Here is a 17,881-nt window from a genome sequence, read left to right on the forward strand (position 1 = left end):
GGTCAGTAGGCGTAGCTCGACTTGCCGACGGTGGGCGTCGAGACGCGGGTCGCGCCGCTGCCGGCGGGCAGTGCGGCGACCGGGATGGGGGAGTCGGTGGTGGTGGAGTCGCCGAGCTGGCCGGACGCGTTCTCGCCCCAGGCGAGGACGGAGCCGTCGGAGCGGACGGCGACGGTGTGCCGCCAGCCACCGGCCATATCGGTGACCTCGTCCAGACCGGGTACGGGGACCGGGGTGGTGCGGGCGACGGTGGAGCCGTCACCGAGCTGGCCGAAGCCGTTCCAGCCCCAGGCGCGGACCGAGCCGTCGTCGAGCACGGCGAAGCTGTGGTAACCGCAGGCGAAGACCTGGGTCACCCCGCTGAGATGGCGCACCTCGACCGGTGAGGGCCCGGGCTCCATGCCGTCGTTGCCGAGCTGGCCGTTGACGTTGTAGCCCCAGGCCCGCACGGTGCCGTCGGCGAGCCGGGCGAGCGTGTGGTGGCAGCCGGCCGAGATCCCGACGACGTCCGTGAGGCCGGGGACCCGCTGAGGGGTGTTCCGGTCGGTGGTGTCGCCGAGACCGAGCTGGCCGTGGTGGGAGCGGCCCCAGGTCCAGACGGTGCCGTCCTCCCGGAGGGCGACGGCGTGGTGGCAGCCGGCGCTGATGTCCTTCACCTTGTTCAGGCTCTGGACCCGCACCGGGCGGGTGGCCGACACCGTGCCGCCGTCGCCGAGCTGTCCGTAGGTGTTGTCGCCCCAGGAGAGGAGCCGCCCGCCGCGGACGGCGTAGGCGGCGTGGAAGCCGGCGGCGACCTCGGTGACTCCGGAGAGTCCGGCCACGGTGGCAGGGAACGGTCGGCTCGCGAGGGTGCCGTCGCCGAGCTGGCCCGTGAGGTTCCCGCCCCAGGACTGGACCGTGCCGTCGGTGAGGAGCGCAACGGCGAAGGCGTTGTTGGCGTTGCCTCCGCCACCGGACAGCTCACGCACGGAGGCGCGGGCGAGTCCCTGGACGCTCCCGGGGGTCTGCTGGTCGGCCGTGGTGCCGTTGCCGAGCTGGCCGCCGTGGTTCGCGCCCCAGGCCCGTACCCACGGGTCGCGGGGTTCGGCGGCGACGGCGGTTTCGGCGCGGGGCACGATGAGTGCCGCGAGGGCGAGGAGCGCGGGGACACCGCGCACGTACACGTACGTCATGGGAGCTCGCCCCCGATCAGTACGCGTACGTCGTGTTGCCGCCCAGGGAGACGGCCACCGCCTTGATCGCCGAGCCCTCGTTGAGGATCTTCACCGACTCGTACCGCGAGACCGTCGTGCCGTTGCCGAGCTGGCCCTCGCCGTTGTGGCCCCAGGTGAAGACGTCGTCCGCGGTGACCGCGACGCCGTGCCGGGCGCCGGCCGCGAGGTGCTGGACGCCTTCCAGGCGCGGGATCTCGACGGGGGCGGTGCGGTTGGTGCGGGAGACGTTGGCGTCGAAGGCCTCGTCGGCCTCCAGGAGCTGGCCGTACTGGTTGTTGCCCCAGCCCCAGACGTGGCTGTCGCTCGTCTTCACGTAGTTGTGGTGGGCGCCCGCCTCGATGTCCGATACGCCCTCGACCCAGTCGACGTCGACGGGGACGGTGGAGGACTGGGTGGAGGAGTTGCCGAGCTGTCCGTAGAGGTTGTAGCCCCAGGACTTGACCGTGTCGTCGGCGGTCAGGGCGAGGGCGTGGTGGCAGCCCGCGTCGATCTCGACGATGTTCTCCAGGCCCAGGACCTGCCGGGGTACGGCGCTGGTGGCGCGGTTGCCGGTGCCGAGCTGGCCGTGGATGCCGCGGCCCCAGGCGTACACCTTGCCGTTCTCCAGGAGGGCGAGGCTGAAGTCGCAGCCCGCCGAGATCTGCTTGACCTTGGGCATGCCCTGGACGCGGTCGGGGACGGTACGGCTGTCACCGGTGCGGTTGTTGCCGAGCTGGCCGTAGGAGTTGTCCCCCCAGGAGTAGACCTGGCCGGAGGTGTTGAGGGCGAGCCCGTGCCGCCCGCCCGCCGCGATGTCCTTGATGCTGTCGAGGCGGGGGACGGTGGTGGGCACGGTCTGGTTGGCGTTGCCGCCGTTGCCGAGCTGGCCCGAGGAGTTGTGGCCCCAGGACTTGACCGTCTTGTCGGTCCGGGCGAGGACGAAGGAGTCGGACGAGGAGGTGCCGCCCGCCGAGAGCTGGTCGACGTCGCCGCGGAAGAGGCTGGTGACCGAGGCCGGGCTGAGGCTGTCGGCGAGGGTGCCGTTGCCGAGCTGGCCGGTGCGGCCGGCGCCCCAGCTCAGAACGGTCGGATTTCCCTCGTTGGCGGTCGCCACCGGGGCGAAGGCGGGGACGGCGGTCAGGGCGGCGGCCGTGAGGACGGCGGCGGCGAACGGCCGGGGACGCAGTCTCGGGCGCGGGAGTACGGGTCGTGAACGGGACATGGCTCTGCTCTCCTTCGACGGGGACATACGGGAGCGCTGCGCCCGGCGGGTGCCGTCCGCGTCCGCGGGGGTGGGCGGAGGCGTACGGGGGCCGGGCGCGGGTCATGCGAACACGGGGTGCCGGGCCCGTGGGCATGGCACGCCCACGGCCGGTGCGACGGCCGGGACGGGCCGTCGGGCACACGAGAAGACTGTCCGAAAATGATCACGGCAGCGAGCCGGAACAGCTGAAACACCCGTCTGACGGACGTCCGTTCGGGGTGGTGTTCGGGGGGCGCATTCACCCTGGGCGCGTGCTCCGAGAGGGCTTCGGCGGGTGGCTCCGGCGGGCCGCCGAACGGCGGTGTCCGGGGGAGTGAGGGACCCGGCCGCGTACGGCCGTCGGCGCTCTCGTGCACGCTCCCGATTCCCTGCGAACGGGTGGGCCGACAGCTCCGGCCGGTGCCCCGCGAGCGGCCCGCCGCCGCCCTGTCCGAGGGCCGCCGAGTGCGCTCCGCCGAAGCGGTGAGCGGGCCCGGAGGAGCGCGCCGCGCCGTGTGTCCTGCCGTGGCGCCGGGGCCCCGACGGTTAGCGTCTGGATGCGCTCGGTGATCTTGAGGACAGTCCCCTGTCCGCCCCTGGCGTCCCCTTCCGAGCTCACCAAATCACCCCTGTCCCAAGGGAGTTCCCATGCCCGAATGGAAGACGTCGGCACGTCGTGTGCTGACCGCGGCCGTTCTCGCCGCCGCTCTCGCCCTGCCCCTGGCCCCCACCGCGTACGCCGAGGAGTGCCAGCCCGAGGACCAGGCCTGCCTGGACAAGGAGGCCAACGCCAAGGAGGCCAAGGAGATCGAGGAGCAGCAGAAGAAGACCCAGGAGGCGGCCGGCAAGGCCGACAAGGATATCGAGAACGCCGGCAAGAAGTTGGACGAGTGCCCGCCCGGCTCCAGCTCCTGCATGGAGAGACTGGCAGGCAAGGGAGGTCGGGAGGAGGACGGCTTCAAGGACATGAGCAAGACCATCTCCACGTACCGGCCGGAGCCCGCCGACAACGCGTCCCAGGCGGTCGAGTCCACCTGCGCGGCCTTCCCCGCCTCCCTGCCGCAGGGGTCGAGCGACCCGGGACAGTCTCCCTTCCCGGCCACGCAGCTCTGCTCCCTCCTCGGCTCCTGAGTCCCCCGTTCCACTCCTTCCCCGCTCCGCTCCGTCCCACGTCCCGAAGGGTCTCTTCGTCATGCCTCCGCGCCGTCCCCGCGCCCTCCTGCCCGTGCTCGCCCTGAGCCTCGGGCTCGCCGCCACCCTCGCCCCGCCCGCCGTCGCCGTCACCCCAGAGGAGGGGCCCGGCGAGACGCCGGTGGCCCGCGCCGTGACCTCGTCCGGCCGGCCCGCGAAGGTCGCCGACATCCTCGAGTACTGCGGGACCAAGCGTTCCGCCTGCACCTTCCGGATCGACCCCAAGCAGGCTCGCGAGTACGCCACCGCCGTCAAGTCCCTCGGCAACGCGGTCGTCAACTGCACCACGAGCGACATGGGGGTCGACCGGACCGTCACCCTGCGGACCAGCAGCACCGACAACATCGGTGGCGAGATCTCCGGCAAGATCACCGCCGAGGGCACGGTGTCCGCCTCGGGGGAAGTCACCACCAACCTCTCCAACGACATCACGAGCGAGAACAAGACCCCGAACCTCAAGGACGGCCCGACCTCGACGAACGGGACGAAGACCTCGGTCGCCGGCGGCGCGAAGGCGGCGGGTTCGATGAGCGCGAAACTCGCCTTCGAGGCCGCCTTCAAGGCGACGTACTCCAAGTCCTGGACCATCGACAACACCGAGACCACCGTCTACAAATCCACCGTCAAGCCGTACGACATGCTCGTCTTCGGCGCGAGCGCGGCCATGCGGCGCGTGGTCGGCGACCTGGTCACGGACACGGGCAAGAAGATCCTCAACGTGAGCGTGGACAGCCCCTCCATGGTCAACACCAGTAGCTTCGTCGCCCAGACGTACGCCGTCCCCGACCGGCTCTGTGGCCGCAAGCGCCCCGCCGGTGACACCGCCCCCGACGGCGACAACAGCCCTCCCGGCGGTCTGCGGAGCGCCCCCGCGCAGGAGGTGCCGGCCGCACGGGCAGTGCCGCCCGGCGCCGACCCGAAGCGCGAAGTCGTCCTGTCGTCGCACGCCCACTGACGCGGAGGGAGTCCCCACCATGAACCGCTCCCTCTCGGCGCTCACCGTCCTCGGGGCCGCCGGTCTGCTGCTGCCCGTCGTCCCCCTCTCCCCGCTCGCCTCGGCCGCCGCCGCCGAGCAGCCCGTCCCCGTCCTCAACGGCGACTTCGCCGAACCCGTCATGAGGGGCGACGGCCCCACCACCGTCGGAATCGACCACTGGACCGGCCTCAACCAGCGCTATTCGCCCACCGCTTCGGGCCGCACCGACGCCTCCCACGGCGTCGCCCTCCAGAAGGACGGCAACACCCTCCAACAGCGGCTGCGCGGAGTCCGCGCGGGCGCCAAGGTCACCGTGCGGTACGAGGACAGCCCCGCCGTCTCCAAGGAGTGCACCGGGGAACAGGTCGTCGCGGGTCAGCCCTATGCGGTCGTCGGCTCCGGCGGCCCGGTGCAGGAGCTCACCACCGCCGGTGACCCCGACCGCGTGAAGGGCACGCCCGGCAAGGGGCGCTGGACCGGTCGCGCCTACGTCTTCACCGCGAGCGAGAACGAGCCGCTGCTCACCTTCACCTCACGCGTCACCGACTCCCGTACCCATGTGACCTGTTCACCGATGATCGCCCGCATCCGCGCGGTCGAGGTGCCGCCCGACGTGGACAAGACCGTGAACAAGACCGCGCTCGGGACCGCGGAGGCGTACAAGGGCAACGACCGCGAGAGCACCCTCCACAACGCCGCCGCCGCCTGCAACGGCGAGAACGCCTGCACCTTCCGGCCCGACATCCGCACCTCCTTCCGCTACTACGACCGGGCGCGGGTCATCGGCGAGGCCTTCGTCAACTGCACCCGCAACGCGCTGGAGCACTCCCGGCTCCTCTCGTACTCCGAGCGCGGGCACGACAGCATCTCCCAGACCTACGCCGACGCGGGCCTCGCGCTCAACGAGGTGGCCAGGCTGCCCACGTCGGGCGACCGGACGGAGGACGAGAAGCGCATCAAGGAGCGCCCCATGGCCACCCAGTTCGCCCTCGCGTACGAGAAGGTCTGGCAGCGGCCCTGGCAGTGGTTCAGCAGTGACCAGCGGACCGTCGTGGAGAAGATCCAGCCCGGCGAGGTCAGTTGGGTCGAGATGCAGCCGAGCCGCGAGCGGGTCGAGGGCTGGTTCGTCAGCAAGAAGGACGACTACCGCCTGCACGTCGTCGTCGACGGACCCTCGCGTGCCGTGCCCGACCGGCTGCTCCAGCGCACCGGACCCATGTCGGAGGCCGAGAAGCAGCGCTGCGCGGCCGCCCGGCCCATGACCACCACCCCGGTCGACGCGGGCGCGCCCGCCGGCTCCAGCGACAAGGGTCTCCTCAAGAGCCCGGCGCCGACGGCCGCGGGCGTCCGGGCCGGGCTGCGGAGCGTGCCGCTGAACTGACCGGAGCCGGTACGCGCGACCGGACCGATGCGAGCCTGCGCCGCCTCACCCCGCCACGGCGGTGAGGCGGCGCAGCACCTCGTCCCGGCCCAGTGCGCGGGCCACCGCGAACAGGTCGGGGCTGCGGGTGGCGCCGGTGAGCGCGACCCGGACCACGTTCGCGACCTCCCTCGGCGGTCCCGCCCAGCGCTCCGGGTCCCGGCGCCAGGAAGCCGTGTCGGGGGCGTAACCGTGCCGCCCCGCCAGCGCGCGGAGCGCGCCGTACCACTCCTCCGGCGTGGCGTCCCCGCTTCCCTCCCGCGCGGAGTCGACGGCCGGGTCGCCTGTGGGCGCGGCGCCGGACCCGGCGTCGAAGCCGACGGTGAGCCCGTGGGCCAGCGTGGCGGCGAACTCGCCGGCGATCCGGCGCACGAGATCCGGGTCCAGGCCGCCGTAGCGGTCGTCGTCGGCGACCGGAGGCGGGCCGAAGAGCTCCGCGAAGAAGAAGCCGTAGCGGTCGCGGAAGCAGGACCAGCGGTCGAGGTCCTTCCGGGCGGGCGCGCCGTCCGGCCGGCCCGCCGCCACTGCCGCCAGGGCGAGTCCCCGCTGACGCGCGAGGACGGACCCGAGCTCCGGGTCGTACTCCTCCGCCCAGGCGAGGAGCTGGCCGTACAGCTCGTGGGGGGAGAGCGAGGCGATGAACTCCCGGCTCAGGGAGTGCAGTTTGGGCAGATCGAGCAGCGGCCCCGAGGGGCGCATGCCGTCGAGCCGGACGGGCGCGGCGAGCGCCTCGGCCGTGGGGACGTCCATGAGCCGGATGTTGGCGAGACCGCGCAGATAGTGCTGGACGGCGGCCGGCGGATATCCGGCGGACAGGTAGTAGTCCACCGACGCCTCGGGGTCCTTGCGCTTGCTGAGCTTGCGCCGCGAGGGCCCCTCGGCCTTCATGAGGGGCGCCAGATGCGCGTACGCGGGCGGGTCGAAGCCGAGCGCCGCGTGGAGCTGGAGATGGACCGGCGTCGAGGACAGCCACTCCTCGCCGCGTACCACCAGCGACACCCGCATCAGGTGGTCGTCCACGACATGCGCGAAGTGGTAGGTCGGCAGCGGGAGTTCCTCCTGCGACGACTTGAGCAGCACGATGTCGTTGCCGTTGTCCTGCATGGTGACCGCGGCGCGGATCCGGTCCGTGAACCGGACCCGGCCGGGGAACTCGTACGGGCAGCGGAACCGCACGACGTACGGCTCACCGGTGGCGATCCTGCGCGCCGCCTCCCCCGGTGCCAGCGTCCGGCACGGCGCCCACCGGCCGTAGTAGCCGATCGGCGAGCGGCCCGCCCGCTGCTCCTCCGCACTGCGGGCCAGCCGTTCCCTGTCGCAGAAGCAGGGGTACGCACGGTCCCGCCGCAGCAGTTCGCGCACATGGCTGAGATAGACGTCCCGGCGCTCCGACTGGAGGTACGGGCCCCACTCCCCGGCACCGGTCACCCCGCCCTCGTCGGGCGCTAGCCCGAAGGCCGCGAGCAGCCGGGAGAACTCCTCCGCCGCGCCCGCCACTTGGCGTGACCGGTCGGTGTCCTCGATGCGCAGCACGTGCACGCCACCCGACTGGTGGGCCAGGGCGCGCGCCACGGCGGCCGTGTAGAGGCCGCCGATGTGCAGATGTCCGGTGGGGCTCGGGGCGAAGCGCGTCACCTCGGCGCCCTCCGGCAGGGCGCGCGGCCGGAAGCGGCGCTGCCAGTCGGCCGGTTCCGGGAGATCGGGCGGGAACATCGCGTTGATGACGGACAGGTCGAGCACGGTGGACTCCCTCCTGGGGTTCCTCGATCGGTCCACCGTAGGCCGGTGACCGGCCGATTCGAGACGAGAGGGGGCGCGAGGCTGCGGGACTCCGAACCCTCTTCGGCTCTGTGGGCCCCGAGCGGTGCGCACGATCAGTAGCGTGCTGAGGGCCGTTCCGTACGACGCGGGCGGACGCTTCCGTACGACGCGGCGGACGCGGAACGAAAGGGGGTGTCATGGGCGGCACGCGCGCGGTGGCCCTGCTCGCGCTCGGCTCCTTCGCCATGGGGACCGACGCCTACGCGATGGCGGGACTGCTCCCGGACATCGGCGCCGACCTCCATGTCTCCGTCTCCCTCGCCGGTCAGTCCGTCACCGCCTTCACCCTCTGCTACGCCCTGGCCGCGCCCCTGTTCTCGGCCGTCCTCGCCCGCTGGGGGACCCGCACGGTCCTGGTGACGGCGCTCGTGGTCTTCGTCGTCGCCAACGCCGGTACCGCACTGACCGGTTCGTACGCCGGACTCCTCGGCACCCGGGCCCTCGCCGGTGCCGGAGCGGGCCTTTTCACCCCGGCGGCGGCGACCGCGGCCGTCGCGCTCGTACCGCCCGAGCGGCGCGGGCGGGCCCTCGGCCTGGTGCTCGGCGGAATGAGCGCGGGGACGGTCCTCGGCGTGCCGCTCGGGCTGCTCGTGGCGGCCGACGCGGGCTGGCGTACCGCCCTCTGGCTGATCACCGGCCTCGGGGTGGTCGCCCTGGCCGGGGTGGGCACCGCACTTCCGCCGGTACGAGGGGCCGCGGCGCCCTCGCTGCGGGCCCGGTTCGGTGCCCTGACCCGACCCCGCTTCGCCGCGGTCGTCGCCGTCACCTTCACCCAGACCGTCGCCAGCCTCGGGCTCTACACCTATCTGGAACCGGTCCTCCACCGGGTCGCCGACGTCGGCAGCGCCGTGCCGTACCTCTGGGTCTGGGGCATCGGCGGCGTCTGCGGCAGCCTCCTCGCCGGGACCCTCGTCGACCGGACGGGGAGGCCCGCCCTGCTCGCGGTCGCCCTGCTCGGCACCCTCGGCGCCGCCCTGGCCCTGCTGCCGTGGACCGGAACCGTGCCCGGCCTCGTCCTGCTGCCCCTGATCGTGTGGGGAGCGGTCGGCTGGGCCTTCGTCGTACCCCAGCAACATCGACTGCTCGCGCGGGAGGGGGAGGGGGGAGCCGCCGCCGTCGGCCTCAACAGCTCCGCCACCTACCTCGGCGGCGCCGTCGGCTCCGCGCTCGGCGGCCTCGCCCTCGCCCACGGGCTCGACGCCCGCTGGCTCCCGCTCCCCGCCGCCGGGGTCGCGCTCGCGGGAGTCCTCTTCCACCTCACCGCGGTGCGCGCGCTCGCCGGACGCGAGGCCGAGGCCGGGACCGGACACCGTGACGCCGGGCCCGACCGGCGTGATGCCGGCACCGAGCCGCGTGGCGCCGCGACCGACCCACGCGACAGAGACGGGACCGGAGCCGCGGACGCGACCGCGGCCGAGGCCCTGGAAAGGAACACGCCATGAAGTTCGGCGTCAATCTGCCCAACTACGGGCCCGAGGCCACCCCCGACGCCCTCGCCGACTGGGCGCTGCGGGTCGAGTCGATGGGCTACCACTACGCGATGGTCTCCGACCACGTCGCGCTCACCCCGGACGTGCAGCACCTCTTCCCCGCCCCGTTCTACGACCCCTTCGCGACCCTCGCCTGGCTCGCGGGCGTCACCAGGACCGTGGGGCTCGGGACGACGGTGACGATCCTCCCGTACCGGCATCCCGTCCACACCGCCCGCGTCGCCGCCAACATCGACCGGTTCAGCAACGGCCGGCTCGTCTTCGGCGCCGCCGCAGGCTGGGCCGCCCGGGAGTTCGCCGTCCTCGACGTCCCTTACCGCAAGCGCGGGGCGATCAGCGACGAGTACCTCGCCGCGATCAAGGCCTGCTGGGCGACCGAGGTGGCCTCCTTCGACGGCGCCCACGTCTCCTTCCGCGAGGTGCACACCGGGCCGCTGCCCGTGCAACGTCCCGGCCCGCCCGTCTGGGTCGGCGGCCACAGCTACGGCGCGCTCCGGCGGGCCGTCCGGCTCGGTGACGCCTGGCACCCCACCTCCGTCTCCGGCGACTGGCTCCTCGGCGTCGGACTGCCCGCGCTCCGCCAGGTCGCCGAGGAACACGAGCGGCCCGTCCCCGACGTCTGCCCCCGGATCAAACTCCGCGTCACCTCCCGGCCGCTCGGTCCCGGACGGCTGCTCGGAGAGGGCACCCGGGGACAGATCGCCGACGACCTCGGACTCCTCCAGGACCTGGGCGCGCGGGCCGTCGTCCTCGACCCCACCTACCCGGGCGACCGGCGCGAGGAGGGGCGCACCGCCCGGGACCTCGACGTCCTGGAGACACTGGCCAAGGAGGTCATCGACGTGGACGCCGGCTGCGTACGATGACCGAACGGCGGCAGCGGGAGGGGGCGCGCGACGTGACCGATCCGGACCTGCGAAAGCTGCGGGTGCTGAGGGAACTCAGCGAGCGCGGCACCGTCAGCGCGGCCGCCCGGGCCCTGCACCTCACCCCCCAGGCCGTCTCGCAGCAGATCAGCGCCCTGGGACGCGAGTTGGGCGTCCCGCTCACCGAACCGTCCGGACGCCGGCTGCGGCTCACCGGGGCCGCGCGGATCGTGCTGCGGCACGCCGACGCCGTCTTCACCCAGATCGAGCAGATGCGCGCGGAACTCGCCGCCCACCAGAGCGGTGAGCGGGGCGAGGTGGCGGTCGCCGGCTTCTCCACCACCCTCTCGGCCCTCATCCTGCCCGCCGTGGCCCGGCTGCGGGAGACCCGGCCGCTGCTGCGGACCTCGCTGGCCGAGGTCGACCCGCCGGAGAGCTTCTCCCTGCTCCAGCGCGGAGAGACGGATGTCGTCATCTCCGCGGACACGACCCGGCCCGCCGCGGGCCAGGGAGGCACGGGGGGCTCCGGAGGTGAGGAGGGGCGCCTCGAAGGACCGCGTGACGGCCTGTCCGGTGATCCTTCCGACAGCCGCCCCGACAACCGCTCCGAGGGGCGCTCCGACGGGCGGTTCCACCGGGTCGTGCTCTGCGACGACCCCTTCGACATCGCCCTCCCCGCAGGCCACCGGCTCCTCGACAGCGAACGGCTGCTCCTCGCCGACCTGGCCGACGAGACGTGGATCTTCGCCACGACCGGCCTGTGTCATGACATCGGCGTCGCGGCGTGTACGGCCGCCGGTTTCACCCCGCAGGCCTCCCACGCCATCGGCGACTGGGACGCCACGCTCGCGGCGGTGCGGCTCGGCCTCGGGGTCGCACTCGTGCCGCGCCTCGCCAAGCCGGTCCCACGGCCCGAGGTGACGATCCGCCCGTTCAGCGAGCGGGCGCCCTCGCGGACGGTCTTCGCGGCCGTACGCGAGGGCAGCCAGACGTCCCCCGAGATCGCCGCCGTCCTCGACGCGCTGCGGACGGCGGCAAGGGCGGCCGTCGCCGGCTGAGCGGGCACCGTAGGCGGAACCTGGCGCGTCACCACTGACCTGCGGGAACGCGATTCGCCACGTCTGGTGGAAGGTACCGTCCACCAGACGTTGCTGGACCCGTCCGACCGCCGGTGCGAGGCTCGACCCCGTACCGCGGAGAGCTCCGCGCGTCCCCTTCGCCTTTCCTCTTCCAACTCCTTGCCGAGCCTGTCTGCCTCCGGAGAGCGGGAACACCCATGTCCAAAGCCACCTACACGCGGCTGGCCGCACTGAGTCTCATCTGGGGCTCCGTCTTCCTGTGGATCAAGATCGCCGGGTACGGCTTCTCACCCGTGCAGATGGTGCTGATCCGGCTCGCCCTCGGGGCCGTCGTCATCCTCGCCATCGGCTATGCCAAGGGCCTCCGGCTTCCCAGGGAGGCCGCCACCTGGGGCCATCTGACCGTCGCCGCACTGCTCGGCAACGCCATCCCGTGGACCCTCTACGCCGAGGGGGAGATCGACGGATCGAGCAGCGTCGCCGCGGTCGTCAACGGCAGCGCGCCGATCTGGACCCTCGCCGCAGCCCTGCTGCTCGGCCAGGAGAAGCGGGTCTCCGGCTTCAAGGCCGGCGGCGTGCTGCTCGGCCTCGGCGGCACCGCGCTCATCGCCTCACCCTGGAACTCGTCGTCGGCCGGGACCGGTTGGAGCATCCTCTGCTTCGTCCTCGGCTCCATCAGCTTCGGCGCCAGCTTCGCCTACATGGGGAAGTACCTCGTGGGCAGGGGCATTCCGCCTCTGATGCTCGCGGGCGGACAGCTCGGCGCGGCCACCGTCCTCCTCCTGGTCGCCTTCCCCTTCCTGGGGCTCCAGAGCATCACCTGGCGCACCGACTCGGTGATCTCCGTCCTCGTCCTCGGCGTGGTCTGCACCGGCTTCGCCGCACTGCTCAACTTCGAGCTGATCATCAAGGACGGGCCCACCGTGGCCTCCACGGTCACCTATCTGATGACCGCCGTGGCCGTCGTTCTGGGCGCCGTGGTCCTCGACGAGCCCCTCGGCTGGACCGTGTGGCTCGGGGCGGTCGCGGTGCTCGCGGCCACCGGCCTGCTCCGGCGCAAGCCGCGCCCGGCGCCCGAACCGGCGCCCGAGGCCGCCCCCGTACCGACGCCGGCGACGGCCGATTAGCCGCCCATTCCCTCAGGAATTGCCGGGCCGCCGCCCGCAACATTGTGTTCATTCATGGGGCGGGTGATGGGTGGTAGCGTCACGAGTGGAAACACCCGGCCTTTATGGGGGAGTCGTACGTGGCTTATGTGGTCGAACTCGTTTTCCGTGGCAATGAGACGGACCGGTTGAGTTTCGGAGAGGCTCACCGGACCTATTGGAAAAGGATGGCCGCGCGCGGCATCCTGCTCGGCGGCGGACCGTGGCGTGACGGTACCGGAGAACTCCTGGTCTGCGAGGCCAGGGACCGCGGCACCCTCTTACGGGTCCTGTACGCCGATCCCTATGCCCAGGCGCAGGTCATCGGCGAGTTACGGGTCCGTGAATGGAACGCGGTCATGGGGCACGTGGTGCTCGCCGGTCTGGAGCGGTCCACCGGTGGTGCCGGGACCCACGAGCGAATACGCGGGGGCGTCGCTGCGCCCGCCCCGCCGGCCGTCCGTGAGGTGGCCGCCGTACGCGAGGAGGTCGCCGTCCGTGAGGAGCTGACCGCCCACGAGCGGCGCATCGCCACGATGATGCTCGACGGCCTGACCAACAAGCAGATCGCCGAATCGTTCACGGTGTCGACCCGGGCCGTGGAGCTGCACATCACGCGCATCTACCGCAAGCTCGACATCCGCCGGCGCGCCCAACTGGCCGCCGCCATCGACCGGTTCGAGGCGGCGCTGGCCTGCTGATCCTTCCGCCGTGCACACACACCCACAGGCGTCCGCACACAAGCACAAGCGCGAGACATGCGCCTCCGCCCGTGCCTGTGCCTTCCGGCGCCCGTTCGCTCCGCTACCCGTTCCTGTTCCCGTACGTATCCACTTGGGGGAGTTCGTCATGCCGCTTGTCGAGATAACCGTTCCCGAGGGCACCCTCTCCGAGGCCGCCGCGGAGGTCCTGCAGCAGCGGGTCGCCGACTCCGTGCTGACGGCCATGGAACTGCCCCGTACCGACTTCTTCGCCGCCGCCACCTGGGTCTACGTCCGCGAGGCCGCCAAGGGGTTCGCGTCCACGGGGGCCGGCACCGCCCCGGGGGTCCTCGTCGTGGTCACGCCCCTGGAGGGCTTCCTCACCCCCGAGCGCAACGAAGGCCTCTCGGTCGAGGTCACCCGGCACGTCCAGGAGGCGACCACGCCCGACACCGTCGTCTGGCTCGTCGTGAACGAGATCCCGGAGGGGAACTGGGCCGTGAACGGCGGACTGACCCGACGGGCGAAGATCGACGAATTCGTCGCCGAGGCCGCCAGGGCCCACTGAATTCCGCTTCCGCATTTCGGACGCCACGGCGCCGCACCGTATTCACGGTGCGGCGCCCTTCTTTGTCGGGTGGGTGAATCCGGCAGAATCCGGCCACGGGTGCGGAATCCCGTATCGATGTGCGGTCCGTTCCGCTCGTACGGTGATGTCAATGGCACCGACGGATGGGAGTGACTTGTTCATGGCTCTGCATTCGGCGCCGCGACTCGGTGTGGTGGTTCCTTCGGGAAACGCCGCGGCCGAACCCGAGATCGGCAGCCTCGTCAGCCCCTCGTTCAATGTCCACACCTCACGCTTCCCGGTCCTTCCCGGAAAAGACCTCCGCGGCCGGCTGGAGAAGTACAACGACGTACTCCCCGATGTGCTGGGGAATTTCGGCGGCCTGCGTCTCGACGCGGCCGTCGTCTCCTGCACCGGCTCGCACTACCTTCTGGCGCCGGACGGCGACCGGGCCCTCTGTGCGGAGCTCTCCGAGCGCGTGGGAGCCCCCGTGCGGTCGGCGGCGCTCGCCATCCTCGACACGGCGCGGGCGGTGGGCGCCGAGCGGCTCGTCCTGGTCTCGCCGTACGAGCCCTGGCTCACCGAACTGTCCCACGCCTACTGGGAGTCGGCAGGACTCGCCGTCGACCGGGTGGTGAAGATCCGGGCCGGTGCCCGCTTCTCCCCGTACGACGTGACCACCGAGGAGCTCGTCGCGCAGGTGCGTGAGGCCGAACTCCCCGAGGACGCGACGCTGTTGTTCACCGGCACCGGCATGTTCACCTTCGACGCGCTCGCCGAGCTCGGCCGGGACAGCGGGCGCACCCTGCTCACCTCCAACCTGGCGAGCGCCTGGTGGGCCCGGGACGCCCTCGGCCTGCCGGCCGACGGCCCGGACGCGCACCCGCTGCTGCGCCGGCTCGCCGAGCGGACCGGCGCGAGGGCCGGCGTACCGGGTGCCGGTCGCGATGCCGTGCCCGGTCGGGATGCCGACTCGGCCGGTCGCGATGCCGCCGTGGCCGTGTCGTGAGCGGCGATACCGCCTCCCACGGGCCGGTCGCCGTCGTCGGCGCCGGGCCCGTGGGGCTGACCGCCGCGCTCGTCCTCGCCCGGACCGGCGTCCGCGTGACGCTCCTGGAGTCCCGGGAGACACTGGCCGCCGAGTCCCGCGCGTCCACCTTCCACCCCTCCACCCTCGACCTCCTCGACGAGCTCGGCGTCGCCGCCGCGCTGCGCCGCCAGGGCCGTACGGTCGACCGTGTCCAGTGGCGCGACCTGGACGGCGTCGTCCACGCCGAGCTGGACTACTCCGTGCTCGCCGGGCACACCGGCCACCCGTACCGGCTCCATGTCGAACAGGCCCGGCTCACACCGCTGTTGCTCGCCGAGCTGACGGCCACCGGTCTCGCCGACGTACGGTTCGGGACCACCGTCACCGGGGCCGAACACCTCGGCGGCGGGGAGATCGGCGGCGGAGGAACCGGCGGCGGGGTGCGCCTGCGTACCGAGGACGCGGCGGGGCGGGTCACCGTCTCCCGTCACCCCTACGTCCTGGCGGCCGACGGCAGCCGCAGCCCGCTCCGTGAGCTCGCCGGGCTCCCCGGCGCGGCCGAGGAGTACCCGGACTACGCGCTCCGCGTCGTCACCGGGACGCCGCTCGACGAGCTGGTTCCCGGGCTCGCCCCGCTGTCCTACGTCCGTGACGCCCGGGCCTCGTTCAGTGCCCTGGGCATGCCCGACCACTGGCGGCTGATCTTCCGGATCCCGCGCGGGACGGACCGCGACGCCGTGCTCGCGCCCGAAGCCGTCCGGGCCAGGGTCGAGCAGGCCCTGCCGGGCGCCGCCGGGAGGGCCGTCCGGATCGCCGAGGCCCACACCTACCGGCTCGCGCGGTTCCTGCTGCCCCGCTACCGGGCCGGCCGGGTGCTGTTCGCCGGGGACGCGGCCCATCTGACATCCACCGCAGGCGGTCTGAACATGAACTGCGGGATCCACGACGCCGTGGAGACCGGCCGGGCACTCGCCGCCGTCCTGCGGGGCGACGCCCCGGGCGAGGCGGTGCTCGACGCGGCCCTCGAACGGCGCCGATCGGTCGTCGAGACGGCGGTCATCCCGCGCAGCGAGGCCCGGACGGCCGGACTGGACAGCGCGGCCGAACTTCCGTCCCGGCTCGCCTCGTTGCGGCGCACCGCCGCCGACCCCCGCTCGGCCGTCGACTACCTGCTCAAGGCATCACTTCTCGACGTCGCACCACGACCACTGAAAGGTGACGCACATGCGGATCTGGTTTCACAAGCACACCGTTGAGGGACGCCTGCCGCTGCTCGACCAGTGGTACCGCGAGCATCTCGACGCGATCGCCGCACCCGGCACCACCATCGACATCAAGACCCTGCCGGCCGACACCTACCCCGACGCCACGCCGTTCGGGCTCGTCGGCCACCACTCCGCCCAGGTGCTCTTCAGCCGTCACTTCTCCGAGTCCGCGCTCGTCGCGGAGCGGGAGGGCTACGACGCCTGGGTGATCGCCGCCGGCCAGGACCCCGGCCTGCGCGACGCCCGCCACCTCGCCTCCATCCCGACCCTCGGCTACGGCGAGACGGCCTTCTTCCTCTCGGCGCTCACCGGGCAGCGCTTCGGCGTCCTGGGCTTCATGCCGCCCCTGGAGGAGCCCATCCGGGCCAACATCCGGCAGTACCGCCTGGAGTCCTCGCTCAGCTCGTACGAGGTCGTCCCCGGTGGCTGGGACTCCGTGCACCGGTCCCTGGACGGTGACTTCGACCAGTTCGTCGAGGTGTACTCGGCGGCCGCCGAACGTGCCGCGCGGGCCGGGGCCGAGGTCATCATCCCCGCCGAGGGCATCCCCAACGAGATCCTCTGGCACCTCGGCATCCACGAGCTGCACGGCCTGCCCGTCGTCGACCCGGCCGGGCTCGCGGTCAAACTCGCCGAAACCCTGGTCCAGCTGGGGGAGTTGAAGCTGTTCCAGCGCAGCGGGCACGGCTACTGGTTCAGCCGCCCGGACGAGCCCGTCGCCAAGCACCTGGAGCAGGTGTTCCTCGGCGAGGCGCTCTAGGAGATGCCGTGTCCGCCGCCTCGCGCGCCCTCCTCGTCCCGCACCTCACCTCCTCTCCGTACAGCGCCCCTTCTCCGCACGCCGCCACGCCCTCGAAGGAGTCACGCTCATGACGTACGACGCCTACGGCCGCAACACCGCGGCCACCGACCCCGCCGCCCCTTACTACCGCCCCCGCCGGCTGCGCCGCACGCCCGCGCTGCGCCGGTTCGCCGCCGAGACCCGCGTCGGCCCCGCCAACCTCGTCCAGCCCCTCTTCCTCCGCGAAGGCCTCACCGAGGCGCGGGAGATCCCCTCCATGCCGGGCGTCTTCCAGCACACGCGTGACACCCTCCGCAAGGCCGCCGCCGAAGCGGTCGCCAACGGAGTCGGCGGGCTCATCCTCTTCGGCATCCCCGAGCACAAGGACCCCACCGGCACGGGCGCGGTCGACCCGGACGGCATCCTCCAGGTCGCCCTCCGCGACGTCGTCGCCGAGGTCGGCGACTCCTCCGTGATCATCGGCGACATCAACCTCGACGAGTACACCGACCACGGCCACACCGGAGTCCTGGACGCGAACGGCGACGTCGACAACGACGCCAGCATCGAGCTGTACGCCCAGGCCGCCGTCGTCCAGGCCGACGCGGGCGCCCAGATCGTCGCCCCCAGCGGCATGATGGACGGCCAGGTCCGCCGCATCCGCGAGGCGCTCGACCGGGCGGGCCACCAGTCCGTGGCGATCCTCGGCTACTCCGCCAAGTACGCCTCGCACTTCTACGGCCCCTTCCGGGACGCCGTCGAGTCCACCCTTCGCGGCGACCGCAAGGGCTACCAGCAGTTCCCCGGCAACATCCGCGAGTCCCTCCTGGAGGTCTCGCTGGACGTGGCCGAGGGCGCCGACCTGGTGATGGTGAAGCCCGCCCTCGCCTACCTCGACATCGTCCGGCTCATCGCCGACCACGTGCAGGTGCCCGTCGCCGCCTACCAGGTCTCCGGCGAGTACTCGATGGTCGAGGCGGCCGCCGCCAAGGGCTGGATCGACCGCGACCAGGTCGTCCGCGAGAGCCTCGCCTCCATCCACCGCGCGGGCGCCACGCAGATCATCACCTACTGGGCCTCCGAGTTCGCCCAGACGCTGGACCGGTGACCCG

16 protein-coding genes are annotated in these 17,881 nt (G+C 72.5%); 13 read left to right on the top strand and 3 right to left on the bottom strand.

Features of this window, described 5'->3' with window-relative positions:
* Window positions 1-2: 2 nt before the first annotated feature.
* Together IF00_RS0136475 and IF00_RS0136480 are read right to left on the bottom strand one after the other, a co-directional pair.
* Window positions 3-1,172: an RCC1 domain-containing protein gene (locus IF00_RS0136475; protein ID WP_030325690.1), complete on the bottom strand. Its 1,170-nt coding sequence runs from the start codon at window positions 1,170-1,172 to the stop codon at window positions 3-5.
* 16 nt (window positions 1,173-1,188) lie between these two features.
* Entirely contained in the window at window positions 1,189-2,415 is a 1,227-nt protein-coding gene (locus tag IF00_RS0136480; RefSeq protein ID WP_030325691.1) for an RCC1-like domain-containing protein, read from the bottom strand.
* A 669-nt stretch (window positions 2,416-3,084) separates the two neighbouring features.
* Between IF00_RS0136480 and IF00_RS0136485 the strand changes: the two genes are divergently transcribed.
* From IF00_RS0136485 to IF00_RS0136495, 3 genes are all read left to right on the top strand, one after another.
* Window positions 3,085-3,567: a hypothetical protein gene (locus tag IF00_RS0136485; protein WP_030325692.1), complete on the top strand. Its 483-nt coding sequence runs from the start codon at window positions 3,085-3,087 to the stop codon at window positions 3,565-3,567.
* Window positions 3,568-3,628: 61 nt separating this feature from the next.
* Window positions 3,629-4,582 (top strand): hypothetical protein, encoded by a 954-nt coding sequence (locus tag IF00_RS0136490; protein ID WP_030325693.1) that lies wholly within the window; start codon window positions 3,629-3,631, stop codon window positions 4,580-4,582.
* Between the two features lie 19 nt (window positions 4,583-4,601).
* Window positions 4,602-5,984 (top strand): hypothetical protein, encoded by a 1,383-nt coding sequence (locus tag IF00_RS0136495; RefSeq protein WP_030325694.1) that lies wholly within the window; start codon window positions 4,602-4,604, stop codon window positions 5,982-5,984.
* Window positions 5,985-6,029: 45 nt separating this feature from the next.
* On the opposite strand, the gene IF00_RS0136500 is transcribed toward IF00_RS0136495, so the two are convergent.
* Window positions 6,030-7,763 carry a glutamate--tRNA ligase gene (locus IF00_RS0136500; RefSeq protein WP_030325696.1) on the bottom strand — a complete coding sequence of 578 codons (1,734 nt, stop codon included), beginning with the start codon at window positions 7,761-7,763 and terminating at the stop codon, window positions 6,030-6,032.
* A 218-nt stretch (window positions 7,764-7,981) separates the two neighbouring features.
* On the opposite strand from IF00_RS0136500, the gene IF00_RS0136505 reads away from it, so the two are divergent.
* The 10 genes from IF00_RS0136505 (at window position 7,982) to hemB (ending at window position 17,877) form a co-directional block, all read left to right on the top strand.
* On the top strand, window positions 7,982-9,286 hold the full coding sequence (locus tag IF00_RS0136505) for an MFS transporter (RefSeq protein WP_030325697.1): 1,305 nt from the start codon (window positions 7,982-7,984) through the stop codon (window positions 9,284-9,286).
* Window positions 9,283-10,200, top strand: a complete 918-nt coding sequence (locus IF00_RS0136510; RefSeq protein ID WP_030325699.1) for a TIGR03619 family F420-dependent LLM class oxidoreductase — start codon at window positions 9,283-9,285, stop codon at window positions 10,198-10,200. The genes IF00_RS0136505 and IF00_RS0136510 overlap by 4 nt, the downstream gene beginning before the upstream one ends.
* Before the next feature lie 32 nt (window positions 10,201-10,232).
* Complete coding sequence (locus tag IF00_RS0136515; RefSeq protein WP_037639945.1) at window positions 10,233-11,258, top strand: LysR family transcriptional regulator; 1,026 nt, start codon at window positions 10,233-10,235, stop codon at window positions 11,256-11,258.
* 218 nt (window positions 11,259-11,476) lie between these two features.
* Window positions 11,477-12,406 (top strand): DMT family transporter, encoded by a 930-nt coding sequence (locus tag IF00_RS0136520; protein ID WP_030325703.1) that lies wholly within the window; start codon window positions 11,477-11,479, stop codon window positions 12,404-12,406.
* A gap of 104 nt (window positions 12,407-12,510) precedes the next feature.
* The gene (locus tag IF00_RS0136525; RefSeq protein ID WP_030325704.1) at window positions 12,511-13,125 is read left to right on the top strand and encodes a LuxR C-terminal-related transcriptional regulator; all 615 of its coding nucleotides are present in this window, start codon (window positions 12,511-12,513) and stop codon (window positions 13,123-13,125) included.
* 148 nt (window positions 13,126-13,273) lie between these two features.
* Window positions 13,274-13,693: a tautomerase family protein gene (locus IF00_RS0136530; RefSeq protein WP_030325706.1), complete on the top strand. Its 420-nt coding sequence runs from the start codon at window positions 13,274-13,276 to the stop codon at window positions 13,691-13,693.
* Between the two features lie 181 nt (window positions 13,694-13,874).
* The gene (locus IF00_RS0136535) at window positions 13,875-14,702 is read left to right on the top strand and encodes a maleate cis-trans isomerase family protein (protein ID WP_245234727.1); all 828 of its coding nucleotides are present in this window, start codon (window positions 13,875-13,877) and stop codon (window positions 14,700-14,702) included.
* Complete coding sequence (locus IF00_RS0136540) at window positions 14,699-15,979, top strand: FAD-dependent oxidoreductase (protein ID WP_030325709.1); 1,281 nt, start codon at window positions 14,699-14,701, stop codon at window positions 15,977-15,979. The genes IF00_RS0136535 and IF00_RS0136540 overlap by 4 nt, the downstream gene beginning before the upstream one ends.
* A complete protein-coding gene (locus IF00_RS0136545) occupies window positions 15,948-16,748 on the top strand; it encodes an aspartate/glutamate racemase family protein (RefSeq protein ID WP_030325711.1) in 801 nt (266 codons plus the stop codon). The genes IF00_RS0136540 and IF00_RS0136545 overlap by 32 nt, the downstream gene beginning before the upstream one ends.
* A 109-nt stretch (window positions 16,749-16,857) precedes the next feature.
* A complete protein-coding gene (gene hemB / locus IF00_RS0136550; protein ID WP_030325713.1) occupies window positions 16,858-17,877 on the top strand; it encodes a porphobilinogen synthase in 1,020 nt (339 codons plus the stop codon).
* The last annotated feature ends 4 nt before the right edge of the window (window positions 17,878-17,881 follow it).

Source organism: Streptomyces flavochromogenes (assembly GCF_000717595.1).
GTDB classification, from domain to species: Bacteria; Actinomycetota; Actinomycetes; order Streptomycetales; family Streptomycetaceae; genus Streptomyces; species Streptomyces flavochromogenes.